This is a genomic window from Gluconobacter oxydans (assembly GCF_006539685.1).
GTDB lineage: Bacteria > Pseudomonadota > Alphaproteobacteria > Acetobacterales > Acetobacteraceae > Gluconobacter > Gluconobacter oxydans.
The window spans coordinates 46,196-60,310 of sequence record NZ_BJNM01000011.1 but is presented as its reverse complement, the minus strand read 5'-3'; the positions used below and the strand labels follow the sequence as shown (position 1 = coordinate 60,310).

Here is a 14,115-nt window from a genome sequence, read left to right as displayed (position 1 = left end):
CGTGGAATAAGCCGACCTCTTCCACCCGCGAACCAAAGACCAGAATGTCCATCAAACTCGACCCCGCGATTCTTCCTGCCCTGGATATCCTTGGCATGGCCCAATCCGGCGCCCTCCTGCGCGCCGAGCGCGACACGCCCCCTGACGGCATCCCCGCTTTCGTAACCCGTGCCGGCTGGGATGAACTGATCGCGACCCATGCCGCACATCATGACGCCCCTCACACGGTACTTCTTCCCGCACTGGAAAAAGCTGTTGCCCGCCTTCTCTCACACGCGGCTGAAGGGGCATCCCGCAACGGCGAAATGACACCGGTCATCACGCTGCAAAGCGACCTTTTCTCCAGCGATCCCGACCTCGTCCTGGCCTTCGTCCGCGACAGCACCCATCCGGTCGCCTGCGCCCTGATTGGCACCGCGGCCCAGATCGAGACCGCCTTACGTGAGCATGCACCCTCTCACGACCTGCCGAACTGACGGACAGCGAGTTCATCCAGAGCATTCTGTTCCTTTCTAAGGTCAGCCTGCCGCTCTTCTTCCTTCTGCTCTTCCCGCAAGGTCCTGACGGCCTCCATCGCTGCCCGGGCAGCGATCAGGGCTGAACGCACCGCCTCGCGATCCATCGCCGCTTCCCGACAGCGCTGCCGTGCTTCGAGAACCGCCTGCCGCCCTCCGGGAAGCCACCGGCTGAATGCCTCCACGGCACCGTCATCCGCCGTAGGGCTGGATGCGATCCGCTGTTCGTTCAGGATCTCCGCCTGCGCCGCAGTCAGTTTTTCTTCCGCAGCCGTTTCCCGCGCCACGGCCTCTGCAAAGCTGCGTTCCACAAGATCGAGCTCCTGCTCCCGCAGGGTAATCAGTGTCTCGAGAGGTGAGGGTTCCATTGTGAGGTCCTTTACGATTCATTCGGGGGGAGGTTTTTCAGCGGCATCTGCATGATCTGCGCCAGCTGTTCAAAGGCCTCGGCGCGCGTGGTGCGTTCGTTCCGCCCCTGAGACAGGAACTCGTTTAGCTTCGGCATGAGGGCGATGGCTTCATCCACCTCACGATCCGTTCCGGGTTTGTAGGCTCCCAGCCGGATCATATCTGCCATCCGCTGATAGGTCGCCATCGCTGCCCGCGCGCGTTGCGTCAGAGCATTTTCCTCAGGCGAATTACATCCCGGCACCGCACGCGACAGGGAACGCAGAACATCAATGGCAGGATACCGCCCCTGCTCGCCGATCTTGCGGTCAAGAATGATATGCCCGTCCAGAATGCCACGCACGGCATCCGCAACCGGCTCATTCTGGTCATCCCCCTCCACAAGAACCGTGAAGAGCGCCGTGATCATGCCCTGATCGGCATAGCCAGGCCCCGCCCGCTCCAGAAGACGCGGCAGTTCGGCAAAAACCGAAGGCGGATAACCCCGCGTCGCAGGCGGCTCTCCGGCTGACAGACCGATTTCACGCAGCGCCATGCAGAACCGCGTCACGCTGTCCATCAGCAGCAGGACCGATTTGCCCTGGTTCCGGAAATATTCCGCGATGGCCATGGCGGACAGGGCGGCTTCGCGACGCATCAGTGGCGGTGAATCAGAAGTCGCAATCACCAGCACACTCCGCGCCAGCCCTTCCGGCCCGAGATCATCCTCGATGAACTCCCGCACCTCGCGCCCACGCTCACCCACAAGCGAGATCACGGCGACATCACAGTCCGCGCCGCGGGCGAGCATGGACAGCAATGTGGATTTCCCGACACCCGACCCTGCGAAAAGCCCGAGCCTCTGTCCGCGCCGGCAGGTCGTGAAGGTATCAAGGGCGCGGACCCCGAGGTCGATACGCTCGCCAAGCCGCGCCCGGCTTGCAGCATTGGGCGGAGGACACTGGACCGGCTGCCGCTCAAACGACGGAAACAGAGGCCCCTTCCCGTCGATCGGCTGTCCCAGCGGATCCAGCACGCGCCCCAGCCAGCTTTCATTAACGCCAAGGCCACCATCATGACGGTTCAGCGGAATCCTAGCCTCGCAGCCCGGACCAATTCCGTCCAGAGGCCCGAAGGACATGAGCCGCGCGACATCACCCTGAAAGCCCACAACCTCGGATTGCACAACCCGTCCGTCACGCGCTTTCACCGCGACTCGGTCTCCAATCGTAATGAAACCTTCGAGTCCGATAACGGTCAGACAGAGACCGATAACGTCTTTAACGCTTCCTACAACCCAGTCGCAGGTGAGGTTCGAAAGCCTTTCGAGCAGTCTGTCGTAGTCGTCCATAGTGGCAGTTTCTGACCGTTTTCCGCGGATTGTTCCGATCTTCCAACCCTACAACCACACCCTTAAGAGAACCCTAACGTTCCCCTCTGACGGGAAAAATAATGACAATTTTACGATTTTTGATCCATGTCTATCGACACACACAACCTTGGGTAGTAACCATTGCTTCACCAAGCCGGGAGTTGAGAACATGCGTATCCTTCTTGTCGACAGCGATCAGTCAGCCGCCACCACACTGTCCCAGATCCTGCGGACCGCGTCTTTCACCGTGGACCACACGCCGTCTGGCGAAGAAGCCATCGAGATGCTTCGCCACTACGACTACGATGTGGTGGTGCTTGAACTTATGCTGAACGACCTTGAAGGCTACGAAGTCATCCGCCGCGCCCGGGCCGCGCGTATCACGACGCCCATCCTTGTCCTGTCCGCCCTGCTGCGCCCCCAGGCGAAAATCCGGGCCTTCTCCATGGGGGCTGACGACTACATGACCAAGCCTTACGACGCAGGCGAACTGGTCGCCCGTCTGCAGGCCGTCATGCGGCGCTCCCGTGGCTTTGCCGAGCCGAAACTGCGTGTCGGCAATCTGGAACTGGATCTGAATGGCAAGAACGTCACGGTCGACGGCGCTCCGCTGCACCTGACGGGCAAGGAATATGCCATTCTGGAACTGCTGGTGATCCGCAAGGGATCCGTCCTGACCAAGGACGCGTTTCTCAACCACCTTTATGGCGGCATTGACGAGCCGGAAATGAAGATCATCGACGTCTTCATCTGCAAGCTGCGTCGCAAACTCCAGAATGTCGGCGCGGGCAACCTGATCGCGACCGTCTGGGGACGCGGCTACATCCTGCGGGAAGACGACACCGCGGAAATCCCCGTCACGACAGACGCACCGTCCAGAAACAGCGTTCCCGCAGCCATCGCGGCCGTCTGACCGCACTCGGGATCAGGCGCCCCTGCCGCTTACGGCAGGTTCCCGCTTCTTACAGTCATCTGCCAGAATCAGGCGTGCGCGATCGCGCGGATGACATCACAGACATGGTCCACAACCTCATGCACCAGCGCCTCATCCTGCGCCTCGGCCATGACACGGATCAGCGGTTCAGTCCCGCTTGCCCGCAGGACAAGACGGCCACTTCCGGCCAGCCGCTCATCCGCCCAGGCCTTGGCCGCAGCGAGATCCGGGCTGCTCATCGGACTGGTCCCTGAATAGCGGACATTTTTCAGAAGCTGCGGATAAGGCGTGAAGAAACGGCAGATCTCGCTGGCAGGCCGCTTGGTCTCGACGGACACCGCCAGGACCTGCAAAGCCGCAATCAGACCATCGCCCGTGGTGGCATAGTCCGACAGGACCATGTGACCGGACTGCTCGCCGCCCAGATTGGCCCCGATTTCCCGCATCCGTTCCACGACATAGCGATCACCGACCGCCGTGCGCTGAAGTTCGAGACCATTCTCCGCCAGGGCCTTTTCCAGACCCATATTGGACATGACGGTCGTCACCACCGTATTGCCTCGCAACCGGTCATGCTGCTTCCAGAAGGCTGCGATCAGACCGATGATCTGGTCTCCGTCGACAAGATTGCCGTTCTCATCCGCAATCAGAACACGGTCCGCATCACCATCCAGCGCAATACCGAAATCCGCACCATGCTCCCTGACGGCTGCGCACAGCGTTTCAGGATGCGTTGACCCCACGCCGTCATTGATGTTCAGACCATCAGGCGAACAGCCGATCTTGATGACTTCCGCACCCAACTCCCACAGGGCCGTGGGTGCCACGCGATAGGCCGAGCCATTGGCGCAGTCGATGACAATCTTCAGGCCATCCAGACGCAGGCCACGCGGAAAAGAGGCCTTCGCATTCTCGATATAGCGCCCGGCCGCATCCGTCAGACGGGACGCTCGGCCGATCTGCGCCGGTGACGCCAGCCGCGCGGACAGATCCTGTGACATCAGATCCTCGATCTCGCCTTCCACCTCGTCAGAAAGCTTGAAACCGTCCGGTCCGAACAGTTTGATGCCGTTGTCGGTAAAGGGGTTGTGCGATGCAGAGACCATCACCCCCAGATCCGCCCGCAGGGAGCGCGTCAGCATGGCAATGGCAGGCGTGGGCAGCGGTCCGACCAGAATGACGTCCATCCCGGCCGACAGGAAGCCCGCCACCAGGGCACATTCCAGCATGTAGCCTGAAAGGCGCGTATCCTTGCCGAGCACGACGCTATGCCGGCGGTTCTGGCTGCGCATGAAATACAGACCGGCCGCCTGCCCCAGTCTCTGTGCGATCTCGACCGTCATGGGCGCGGTATTGGCCGTTCCCCGGATGCCATCAGTACCGAACAGAGACCTTTTGGTGGCCATAATGAAGAATCCTGCCTGTCTGCCAGAAATGAAAAAGGCGCGGCACCGGGAAAGATCCCGATGACGCGCCTGTTGGTGCGATTGGCTGCCTGATTACCCCGCCTGAGGCGCCGGATCAAACGCGCCGGGGCGCGTGGTCGGAACAGAGGCACGACGGTTATCGGGAACCTGTTCATCGTCCGATGTACGCTCGATGGCCTCACCGCGCATGATGCGACCAACGTCCTCACCTGTCAGCGTTTCATATTCCAGAAGCGCTGCAGTCAGGCGGTGCAGGTCATCGATACGGGTCGTCAGCAGATCGTGGGCCTGCTTGTAAGCCGTGTCGATCAGGACCTTGACCTCCTTGTCGATTTCCCGGGCCGTCTCTTCCGAAATGTTCTTGCTCTGGGTCACGGAATGACCAAGGAACACTTCCTGCCCGTTATCGCCATAGGCAATCATGCCGAGCGTATCGCTCATGCCCCATTCGGTGACCATGCGGCGTGCAAGATCAGTCGCGCTCTTGATATCGCCCGAGGCACCTGCACTGACTTCCTCGCGTCCGAAGATGATTTCCTCGGCCACCCGGCCGCCCATGGCAATGACCAGACGGGCCAGGCACCATTTGCGGCTGTAGGAAATGTTGTCCTTCTCGGGCAGGGTCATGACCAGACCCAGCGCCCGGCCACGCGGCACGATGGTTGCCTTGTGGATCGGATCGCTACCCGGCGTGAAGATGGCGCAGATGGCATGTCCGGATTCGTGATAGGCCGTCGAACGCTTCTCGTCCTCGGTCATGACCATGGAACGGCGCTCCGCCCCCATCATGACCTTGTCCTTGGCCTCTTCGAACTGAGCCATACCGACCGTGCGCCGTCCCTGACGCGCTGCCATCAGCGCAGCCTCGTTCACGAGATTGGACAGATCCGCACCCGAAAAGCCCGGCGTACCCCGTGCAATGACCTTCGGATCAACATCCGACGACAGCGGAACCTTGCGCATGTGAACGCGCAGGATCTTCTCACGACCGGCCACATCCGGGTTCGGCACGACAACCTGACGGTCGAAGCGGCCGGGACGCAGCAGTGCCGGATCCAGAACGTCTGGACGGTTGGTCGCAGCAATCAGGATGACACCTTCATTGCTTTCAAACCCGTCCATCTCGACTAGCATCTGGTTGAGAGTCTGCTCACGCTCGTCATTACCACCACCGAGACCGGCGCCACGATGACGGCCTACGGCGTCGATTTCATCAATGAAAATGATGCAGGGCGCAGACTTCTTGCCCTGCTCGAACATGTCACGCACACGGGACGCGCCAACACCGACAAACATTTCCACGAAGTCCGAACCGGAAATCGTGAAGAACGGCACGTTAGCCTCGCCCGCAATGGCACGGGCCAGCAGCGTCTTACCGGTACCCGGAGGTCCGACCAGCAGCGCACCCTTGGGGATCTTGCCGCCCAGACGGGTGAATTTCTGCGGGTCACGCAGAAACTCGACGATTTCCTGAAGCTCGGATTTCGCCTCATCAATACCGGCGACATCTTCAAACGTCACCCGGCCGGTTTTCTCCGTCAGCAGCTTGGCGCGGGACTTGCCGAAGCCCATGGCCCGGCCACCACCGCCCTGCATCTGACGGAAAACCATGAAGCACAGCCCAAGCAGAAGCAGAACCGGCAGGTAGGCGCTCGCATAACGTAGGATCGGGCTTTCGCCGCTTTCCATCGGCTTGGCCGTCACTTCGACGTTCGCGGCTGTCAGACGGGCCGGAAGGCTCGGATCAAGCGGAGCGTAGGTCTCGAAAGACGTTCCGTTCGTCAGCGTCCCGGAGACATTCTGCTCCTGGATCACAACCGAACGGACCTGATGCTGGTCTACATCATGGATGAAATCGGAATAGGCGATCTGCTGGGCTGCATGCTGGCCGCCACCGGGCTGGAAGGCTGTCAGCACTGCCATTCCGACCACGATGATGACCACCCAGATCGCGACGTTACGGCCTAAATTGTTCATCTCGCTCTCTGTCGTCCTTCAGACTGTTCCGTCAGATGCGGTCCGGGAACCCCCGTCACAACTGGCCGACCGGTCACATTCTGCGTTGACTTCATAACATAAGCCTCCGCGTCCACGATCCTACCCCATCGGAGGCAGGAAAACGCATTTCTTGCGTTTTTGAAGCTCTTTTTACGTCCCGAAATGATTTTCTCCTGTCGCAGGGACGCCGGACGACCAGACAAAATCCGCCTCACCGGCAAATTCGCCCCAGGCCCTCTCCCCCAGACGCGGCCCCAAAACCAGTCGTCCCTCATGCCACACGCCCGGAAGGCAGCGGGCAGCCGCATACGGCACACCCAGCCTGCGCAGATCCATCACATGAATGGCATCCCCCAGAGACCCGATCAGACTCCCCTGTGGAACATCGCAGGCCAGAAGGCGCCAGCGTCCATCCCAGACCGCTCCGGCCTTCGCGGGAACGAACGGACCAAGCGCCCTTTCCTCCCGCACCAGAATAATCCCGTTCCCAAAGCGCCCCGCCGGCCGGACCTGAACCCCCGACAGCGTTCCGTATCCCTGCGTCATCAGGGTCCGCACGGCCTCACGCGCCGGACGATAGGCACTCCCCGAGACCAGCCGGATCAGAACTGACAGGGCTTCTTCGTCCACTCCCTCCTGCCCGAGAAAAACCCAGCCCTGCGAATACCAGACGGCATGGCGACCAAGCTCTTCCGCCAGTTCCGCCTCAAGGCGCAGACGTTCCTGTAGGGCATCCTGTTGCAGAACACGGGCCTCCTGTCTCTGCTCCGGCGTTAGGTCCTGGCGCAGACGAACCCGCTCGAAACGCCGGTTGGCGTTCGACGGGTCCTCGATCCAGGGCAGATTTTCCGCTTGCAGGGTCAGGCGCAGACGCGCCGTAGGAAACGTAAGAAGCGGCCGGACCAGCCGGATACGCCCGCGAACGGAGACAGGCTGAATGCCGCTCAGCCCCAGAGGACCGCTCGCGTGCAGATGCCGCATCCACACCGTCTCGTCCTGATCCCCGGCATGATGCGCAACCAGAAGATCCAGACAGCCTTCCGAAACACAGGCTGCCTCAAGAGCTTCGAACCGGGCATGGCGTGCGCGCTCCTGCATCCGGCCTTTCGGAAACGGCGCAAGCGTCAGAAGCCGGGCCTTCACGTTCATCCCGGCAAGACGATGAACCGTCAGTTGCGCTTCGGCGGCAGACTCAGGGCGCAAGGCATGATCCACGACGAACGCCACAACATTCCGCCGCCAGCGGCGGGCCAGAAACGCGAGCGCCATGGAATCGGCGCCCCCCGAAACAGCCAGCCCAACCGGTGCGTCATCGATATCGGGTGGCCACGGACCAAACCTGGCCATCCGGTCGGCAAACTCCTGCTCCCCGACCGGATGCTCCATCCCCGAACTCAGCAAGACATCGCTCAGTGACAGGCGGCGCGGCTCCGGAACGTCGTCTCAGCCGTCTTCACACGCGGCGCAGGTGCGGGGAACTCGGTCTTGAGCTTGTCCAGCGCCTGACAGGCCGATCCCTTGTCCCCGAGCGCCAGCATCGATGCTGCCACGCCAAGCAGGGAATCCTGGGCCTTCAGGGATTTGGGCGCCTTGGTATAGGCGTCGTAATAGGCAACGGCGGACTGACGGTACTGCTTCTGCCCTGCCAGGGACTGGGCCAGCAGGAACTGCGCATCCATCTTGCCCGACACGCTATGCGCCGTCTTGATGGCGAAGCGGGCATTGCTTTCCGCATCCGTGTAATTGCCCGAATGCAGGGAAGCGTTTCCGGCCTTCAGGGCATCCAGAGCCGTCTTCGGCTGCTCGGCGGCCTCTGCAGCAGGTGCGGATGCCTTTTCCTCGGTGGCGGCCTTGGCCGGAGCCGGGGCCGGTGATCCGCCCCCGTTCTGGGACGCGAACTGCATGTCCGAAATCTGCTTGGACACGCTGGCCTGATTGTCCCGGACGGAATTGCTGAGCTGATCCAGCTCGCCGCGCATCTGGCGGTTCTGCTCTTCCAGAGCCGAAACACGCTCCAGAAGCTGCGCCGTCAGATTGCCATCTGCGGCCGAAACCTGCGGAACCGCCGTCGTGCTTGGCGCAGCGAGCCCCCCACCGTTCTGAACCTGAGAAAGCTGTTGCCGCAGGGATGCGATCTGGTCCTGCAGAGCAATGGCTTCGCGTGAAGAAATTTCCCCGCTGTCAGGGGCATCCTGTGCCAGCGCCGGGACGACGGGCGACAGGACGGAAAGAGCCGTGCCCAGAAAGACGGCACGCAGGGAACGGGACAGCACCATAACGGATCTCCTGAGACAAACTCACGGTCACGGGCACGCAGGCAGGTCTCGCGTGCGACATGGCCCAGTCATAAAACAGAAACGGCCGGGGGATAATCCCCCGGCCGCTCATCATCCCAGTCCGTCAGGCCTGAAACGTCGGCTCAGCGAACAGACGTGATGGCGTTACGGTTCTGGGCCCAGGACTGCTCGTCATCGCCATCGGCGGTCGGACGGTCCTTGCCGTAGGAGATCGTGGTGATGCGCGAAGCGCTCACGCCCTTGGCGACCAGATAGTCACGGGCTGCGTTTGCACGACGCTGGCCGAGAGCAATGTTGTACTCTTCCGTGCCGCGGTCATCGCAGTTGCCAGCAACCTGGATGCTGACCTGCGGGTACTTGGCGAGCCAGGCAACCTGCTTGTCCAGCGTTGCGCGGGCTTCTTCAGAAAGCTGGGACTGGTTCAGCTCGTAGAAGACGCGATCGCCGACATTGGCGACCAGATCGGCTTCGCTGCCGGGCGTCGGGCCGGCTTCCTGAGCCACGGCGCCAGCGCCGGTGCTGTCACCCTTGTTGGTGTTGCCGTTGGAACAGGCTGCGAGAACAAGCGCCAGACCAAGCGCGCCAAATACCTTGAACTTCATGTGTCTCAATCCTGAGAACGGCCCCACATCTGGAACCGAATGCGGAAAATGCCGCGTTATCCCGGACCACTTCTTTCCAGACCGGAACAAGCAGGAGTCGGTTTCGATCCCTGTCTGCCGCGCCTGAAAACCGGTGGCCATAAGCGCCCATACTCATGACTCAAATCATGGGTCAAGTGTCGTGTTAACGCGGGTTGAGGCCGGAAAGTTCGATTCAGTTTCGGAACCACAAAACTCGGCAGAAATGTCACACCGGCTCTGACGAATGTGGCAGAATTCCGCCATATTCGTCTCACCATTGAAGTTTTGCAGTTTGAATACATGCGCTGCCCGCGTGGCAGCCAAGCGTTGCAGGCGTAGCACCCGGAGCCGGTCTGCATGCCCCTGACGACCACAGACCGAATCAACGCCGCAACGGGACGCTGGAAAAAGGGGTTTTCCGCCCCTGAAAATCCGCGCTTTCCAACTGAAAGCGCGGAGCCTGACCTCAGCCGTTCCGCGGAGACCAGGCCGGGTCGGACGCCCCCGTCGAGATCCGGATCGGACGCTCGTTGAAGCCCGTAATATCGATCGTACCAATCCCGGACGCAAAACCCGCACCGCCCGCACCGGACGCGCTCTGGCGGCAGAACGCCAGCACACGACCGTTCGGACAGAACGTCGCCCCATCAACCGTGAAGCCCTGCGTCAGGATACGCTCGCCCGTACCATCCGGGTTCATGACACCGAGCGAGAACCCGCCGCTGCCAATCCGGGTAAAGGCGATCAGATCTCCACGCGGGGACCAGACCGGGGATCCATACTGGCCACTGCCATAGGAAATCCGCTTCGCCGCCCCACCGGATGCACTCATGATGTAGAGCTGGGGGCTGCCACCACGATCGGAGTTGAAGACGATCTGGCTACCATCCGGGCTGAAGCACGGGCTGGTGTCGATCGCGCCATTGGAATTGGTGATCTGCCGCTTCGCACGGGAAGCCAGATCGACAACGAAGATGTCAGACCCGCCCCCGCGTGTAGCGGACAGCACCACCGAGCCACCTGTCGGCGAGAAGCGCGGCGCAAAGGAAATGCCCGCGAACTCGCCCAGAATCTGCTGCCGGCCAGAAGCCAGATCGAACAGATACACGCGCGGACGGTTGTTGGCGTAGGACATGAACGCGATCTGATCGCGCACCGGGTTGAAACGCGGCGTCAGCGTCAGCCACTCGCCACCCGTCAGCATGCGCTCGTTGGCGCCATCCTGATCCATCAGGGCCAGACGCGTGATCTGGTGATGGCGCGGACCGGTGCGGGCGATATAGGCGATGCGGGTATCGAAATAGCCCTTCTCACCCAGCATCCGCTCATAGATCACGTCAGCAATGATATGCGCAATCCGGCGCCAGTTGCTGTTGGACGCCGTATAGGCCGTGCCCTGAAGCTGCTGTCCGGAGAGCACATCCCACAGACGCATCTCGACGCGCACACTTCCCGCACCAACGGCCTGACCGGCCACGGCCGCGCGGGCGCCCTGGGCTTTGAGCGCGCTGAAATCCGGCGTAGAGCCGGGCGGCACACTGCCGCTCATGACCTTGAACAGACCGGTTCCGTTCAGGTCGGACGTGATCACGCCGGAGATCTGCTCACCCAGCCCTGCCCCGAAATTCGGAACAACGATGGGAATCGGCTCCTGACGGGCCTGATCGACGGTGATTTCTGCTTCACCGGGGCCGGAGGCCGCACCGGACTGAGCAAAGGCCGCCAGAGGCGTCGCCAGGAGACCGCCCGCGGCGGTCGCTCCCAGAACGGAGCGGCGCGAAAACAGCGCGCTCAGGGCCTCGGCTTCGGTATTGGGAATGAAGGACATGAGACTTCCTCGTGGATTACGGCCTGAAGACAAAACGCAGCTCATGCGTCTGACCAAGCATCTTGGAGGGAATGGGCAGATGGGCACAGGTGGGGCTCAGCACCGCATCCCGCGCCCGCTCCGCCAGAACGCGGTAAGACGGATCTGCAGCCATCTTCGCAGCCGTTTCAGGCGCAAATTTGACAATCCGGGCCTCGCCGGTCGCATCAACGGTCACAACCATATGCGCGACAAAGCTCGCATAGTTCCGCGCTTCGGTGTCTTCGGTATAGCAGCGGCGCACGGAGCCACCGATGGCCTTCTGATCCGCCATGGACAGGGACTTGGTAATGTCACCATTCGGCACCCCGCCCCCGTTCGGCGCACCACCCTGCGGCGGATTGGCCTTCGCGGTCGGCGCATGGGTCTGCTTCTGGTCCGCCCGGAAATTATCCAGCGTCGCCAGCAGCGAATGACTGTCCGCTTCCGTCTTCTTGGCCGCGTTCGGCTGCGTCATATGCGAGAATTTCGGCATATCCGGCAGCTTGTCGGCCTTCTGCGTCTGCGGGCTCGGCGGTGCAACCATCGTCGATTTGGACGGCGGTGACGGCTTGGGCGGCGATGCTGGCACAGGCTCGGGCGACTCATCCGTCATCTTCGGCGGCAGCTTGATGTCCGGCAGCTTCTGCGGCGGCGTCTCCGGCGGAGGCGGCACGGACTGAGGCGGCGGTGGGGGCGGAGGCGGCTCTTCCGTCGGCGCCTTCAGGGGCGGCGTCGGGGCGGGAGGGGCCTCGTTCTTTACGGGTGCAGGGGCCGGAGCGGGCGCAGGCGCCGGATGATCGCCCTTGACCGGATGGGTCGGCGGTCCTGCCTGCTCGAATTCCATCTGAACCGTGGGGGGCTCCGGTGGCTCGGGCGGTTTTTCGGGGGGGATCTGCACAAGCAGATACGCGATCAGCCCCAGATGAATGGCGGCTGATCCGTAAAGCGCATGACGAAAGCGCCTGTTGTCAGAGCGGCGTGGACGCACCACGGCAGCGGCCTCTTACTGGCCGCTCTGGGGCTGCTGCGCGAGAAGCGCAACATGCGTGAAGCCACCCGACGTGATCTGCCCCATGACCTGCATCACCTGTCCGTAGTCGATATGTGCATCGGCACGGACGAAAATGCGATGGGTCGGATCATTCTGCGACTGTGCCTTGAGCTGGTCGATCAGCTGGTCAGACGTTACCTGCTGGTCCCCCAGATAGAGCGACCCATCCGTCTTCAGGGAGACGGTGATCGGCTTGGTATCCGAATTGACCGGGCTGGCATCCGTCTTCGGCAGATCCACATTGACGCCACTGGTCAGCATCGGCGCCGTCACCATGAAGATGATGAGCAGCACCAGCATGACGTCCACCAGCGGCGTGACGTTGATTTCCGACGCGGGGCGACGCTTACGGCGTCCGCCACCTCCAGCCCGTCCTCCCGCAGACATTCCCATGGTTCAGGCCTTTCCGCCGGTCGTATCATCCGCACGTTCCTCGGACTGACGCGACAGGATGGCAGCGAACTCGGTGCCGAAGGCTTCCATGCGGTCAGCGAACTTCTCGAAGGAATTGCTCAGACCGTTATAGGCGATATAGGCCGGAATGGCCGTCACGAGGCCGATCGCCGTGGCGAACAGGGCTTCGGAAATACCAGGCGCCACGACCGAAAGGTTCGTGTTGTGCATCTGCGCGATGGACGCGAAGGAATGCATGATGCCCCAGACTGTTCCGAACAGACCGACGAACGGTGCCACCGGGCCGATCGTCGCAAGGAAGATCAGACGGCGCGTCAGACGGTCGTTCTCACGCATGATGGTGATGTCGATCGCGCGGTCCACGCGCTCACGCACGCCACCCCGCGACAGGTCAATTCCGCCAATCCGGGCCGAACGGCGCCACTCACCCATGGCCGCACCGAACACGGCCGCCATCGGATGCGTCGGACGCGCACCATCGGATTCGTAAAGATCGTCAAGCGATCCGCCCGACCAGAAACGGTCCTCGAACTCGGTCGCCTCACGGTTGACGCGACGGATGAGAATGATTTTTTCCGCGATGATCGCCCATACGCCGGCGCTGCACAGCAGCAGACCCAGCATCACCAGCTTTACAACGATGGAGGCGTGCAGGAACAGGTCCAGAGGCGATAGACCAGTCGCACCGACCGCCCCAAGCGCACTCGAACTTACCTCATGATCCACTGTTCTCTCCTGTACAGATCCTGTCCCTTGCGGGTCAGGACTCTCCATTGCACTTCATGACGAAACAGGAAAGTGGGTCAGACCTCTCCTGCCTCCAGTTTTCTTACTGCATCACGCCACCGAGGCGGAATTTTGGCAGGTTTCATGTCAGCAGCGTTCAGACAGGCCAGCTCAACGTCGATAACCGTAGCCGTATCGCCACCCCCGGAATAATTCCGGACCGTCTGACAAAGTTTCAGCCGCGTCGGAGTCATGGCCTCCAGCGCCGTCTCGATTTCCATCTCATCATCGAGTCGGAGCGGGGAGCGGTACCGGAGTGCAGCCTGACGCACGACGAAGACCAGTCCGAAATCGTTCAAAAGCTCGGTGACGGACGCATCCGCATCCCGCATCGCCTCGCTCCGCGCACGCTCGGCAAAGCCCAGATAGCGGGCGTGATAGACGATACCGCCCGCATCGGTGTCTTCGTAATAAACCCGGAACCTGATCTTGTGCGTGGCCATACTGTTTCTCCAGTCATGG

At 61.8% G+C, this 14,115-nt stretch carries 14 protein-coding genes; 2 read left to right on the top strand and 12 right to left on the bottom strand.

Annotated elements, in window-relative coordinates; translation table 11 throughout:
- Positions 1 to 44 precede the first annotated feature (44 nt).
- Positions 45 to 476 (top strand): hypothetical protein, encoded by a 432-nt coding sequence (locus GOX01_RS06620; protein WP_011253218.1) that lies wholly within the window; start codon positions 45 to 47, stop codon positions 474 to 476.
- On the opposite strand, the gene fliJ is transcribed toward GOX01_RS06620, so the two are convergent.
- Complete coding sequence (gene fliJ / locus GOX01_RS06615; RefSeq protein ID WP_011253217.1) at positions 458 to 883, bottom strand: flagellar export protein FliJ; 426 nt, start codon at positions 881 to 883, stop codon at positions 458 to 460. The genes GOX01_RS06620 and fliJ overlap by 19 nt on opposite strands.
- A gap of 11 nt (positions 884 to 894) precedes the next feature.
- A complete protein-coding gene (gene fliI / locus GOX01_RS06610; protein WP_062269370.1) occupies positions 895 to 2,253 on the bottom strand; it encodes a flagellar protein export ATPase FliI in 1,359 nt (452 codons plus the stop codon).
- Positions 2,254 to 2,443: 190 nt separating this feature from the next.
- On the opposite strand from fliI, the gene GOX01_RS06605 reads away from it, so the two are divergent.
- Positions 2,444 to 3,187, top strand: coding sequence for a response regulator transcription factor (locus tag GOX01_RS06605; protein ID WP_011253215.1), 744 nt, complete (start codon positions 2,444 to 2,446; stop codon positions 3,185 to 3,187).
- A 68-nt stretch (positions 3,188 to 3,255) separates the two neighbouring features.
- On the opposite strand, the gene glmM is transcribed toward GOX01_RS06605, so the two are convergent.
- The 10 genes from glmM to ybgC all read right to left on the bottom strand — a co-directional run bounded on the left by glmM (position 3,256) and on the right by ybgC (position 14,096).
- Positions 3,256 to 4,614: a phosphoglucosamine mutase gene (glmM, locus tag GOX01_RS06600; protein WP_011253214.1), complete on the bottom strand. Its 1,359-nt coding sequence runs from the start codon at positions 4,612 to 4,614 to the stop codon at positions 3,256 to 3,258.
- A gap of 93 nt (positions 4,615 to 4,707) precedes the next feature.
- Positions 4,708 to 6,612 (bottom strand): ATP-dependent zinc metalloprotease FtsH, encoded by a 1,905-nt coding sequence (gene ftsH, locus GOX01_RS06595; protein ID WP_011253213.1) that lies wholly within the window; start codon positions 6,610 to 6,612, stop codon positions 4,708 to 4,710.
- Between the two features lie 171 nt (positions 6,613 to 6,783).
- The gene (gene tilS, locus GOX01_RS06590; protein ID WP_011253212.1) at positions 6,784 to 7,980 is read right to left on the bottom strand and encodes a tRNA lysidine(34) synthetase TilS; all 1,197 of its coding nucleotides are present in this window, start codon (positions 7,978 to 7,980) and stop codon (positions 6,784 to 6,786) included.
- Between the two features lie 62 nt (positions 7,981 to 8,042).
- Complete coding sequence (locus tag GOX01_RS06585) at positions 8,043 to 8,909, bottom strand: tetratricopeptide repeat protein (RefSeq protein ID WP_011253211.1); 867 nt, start codon at positions 8,907 to 8,909, stop codon at positions 8,043 to 8,045.
- 143 nt (positions 8,910 to 9,052) lie between these two features.
- Entirely contained in the window at positions 9,053 to 9,532 is a 480-nt protein-coding gene (pal, locus tag GOX01_RS06580; RefSeq protein ID WP_011253210.1) for a peptidoglycan-associated lipoprotein Pal, read from the bottom strand.
- A 487-nt stretch (positions 9,533 to 10,019) separates the two neighbouring features.
- Positions 10,020 to 11,381, bottom strand: a complete 1,362-nt coding sequence (tolB, locus tag GOX01_RS06575) for a Tol-Pal system beta propeller repeat protein TolB (protein ID WP_011253209.1) — start codon at positions 11,379 to 11,381, stop codon at positions 10,020 to 10,022.
- A 16-nt stretch (positions 11,382 to 11,397) separates the two neighbouring features.
- Positions 11,398 to 12,393 (bottom strand): hypothetical protein, encoded by a 996-nt coding sequence (locus GOX01_RS06570; RefSeq protein ID WP_011253208.1) that lies wholly within the window; start codon positions 12,391 to 12,393, stop codon positions 11,398 to 11,400.
- Positions 12,394 to 12,405: 12 nt separating this feature from the next.
- Positions 12,406 to 12,846 carry a protein TolR gene (gene tolR / locus GOX01_RS06565; protein WP_024716946.1) on the bottom strand — a complete coding sequence of 147 codons (441 nt, stop codon included), beginning with the start codon at positions 12,844 to 12,846 and terminating at the stop codon, positions 12,406 to 12,408.
- 3 nt (positions 12,847 to 12,849) lie between these two features.
- The gene (tolQ, locus tag GOX01_RS06560; protein ID WP_172952927.1) at positions 12,850 to 13,641 is read right to left on the bottom strand and encodes a protein TolQ; all 792 of its coding nucleotides are present in this window, start codon (positions 13,639 to 13,641) and stop codon (positions 12,850 to 12,852) included.
- 29 nt (positions 13,642 to 13,670) lie between these two features.
- Complete coding sequence (gene ybgC, locus GOX01_RS06555) at positions 13,671 to 14,096, bottom strand: tol-pal system-associated acyl-CoA thioesterase (protein ID WP_011253205.1); 426 nt, start codon at positions 14,094 to 14,096, stop codon at positions 13,671 to 13,673.
- Between the last annotated feature and the right edge of the window lie 19 nt (positions 14,097 to 14,115).

Bases quoted from the DNA above. Each gene is read 5' to 3' on its own strand.
- fliI (WP_062269370.1), bottom strand. From the start codon at position 2,253: ATGGACGACTACGACAGACTGCTCGAAAGGCTTTCGAACCTCACCTGC.
- ybgC (WP_011253205.1), bottom strand. From the start codon at position 14,096: ATGGCCACGCACAAGATCAGGTTCCGGGTTTATTACGAAGACACCGAT.
- glmM (WP_011253214.1), bottom strand. From the start codon at position 4,614: ATGGCCACCAAAAGGTCTCTGTTCGGTACTGATGGCATCCGGGGAACG.
- tolR (WP_024716946.1), bottom strand. From the start codon at position 12,846: ATGGGAATGTCTGCGGGAGGACGGGCTGGAGGTGGCGGACGCCGTAAG.
- fliJ (WP_011253217.1), bottom strand. From the start codon at position 883: ATGGAACCCTCACCTCTCGAGACACTGATTACCCTGCGGGAGCAGGAG.
- GOX01_RS06620 (WP_011253218.1), top strand. From the start codon at position 45: ATGTCCATCAAACTCGACCCCGCGATTCTTCCTGCCCTGGATATCCTT.
- tolB (WP_011253209.1), bottom strand. From the start codon at position 11,381: ATGTCCTTCATTCCCAATACCGAAGCCGAGGCCCTGAGCGCGCTGTTT.
- GOX01_RS06605 (WP_011253215.1), top strand. From the start codon at position 2,444: ATGCGTATCCTTCTTGTCGACAGCGATCAGTCAGCCGCCACCACACTG.
- ftsH (WP_011253213.1), bottom strand. From the start codon at position 6,612: ATGAACAATTTAGGCCGTAACGTCGCGATCTGGGTGGTCATCATCGTG.
- GOX01_RS06585 (WP_011253211.1), bottom strand. From the start codon at position 8,909: ATGGTGCTGTCCCGTTCCCTGCGTGCCGTCTTTCTGGGCACGGCTCTT.
- pal (WP_011253210.1), bottom strand. From the start codon at position 9,532: ATGAAGTTCAAGGTATTTGGCGCGCTTGGTCTGGCGCTTGTTCTCGCA.
- tolQ (WP_172952927.1), bottom strand. From the start codon at position 13,641: ATGGAGAGTCCTGACCCGCAAGGGACAGGATCTGTACAGGAGAGAACA.
- tilS (WP_011253212.1), bottom strand. From the start codon at position 7,980: ATGGCCAGGTTTGGTCCGTGGCCACCCGATATCGATGACGCACCGGTT.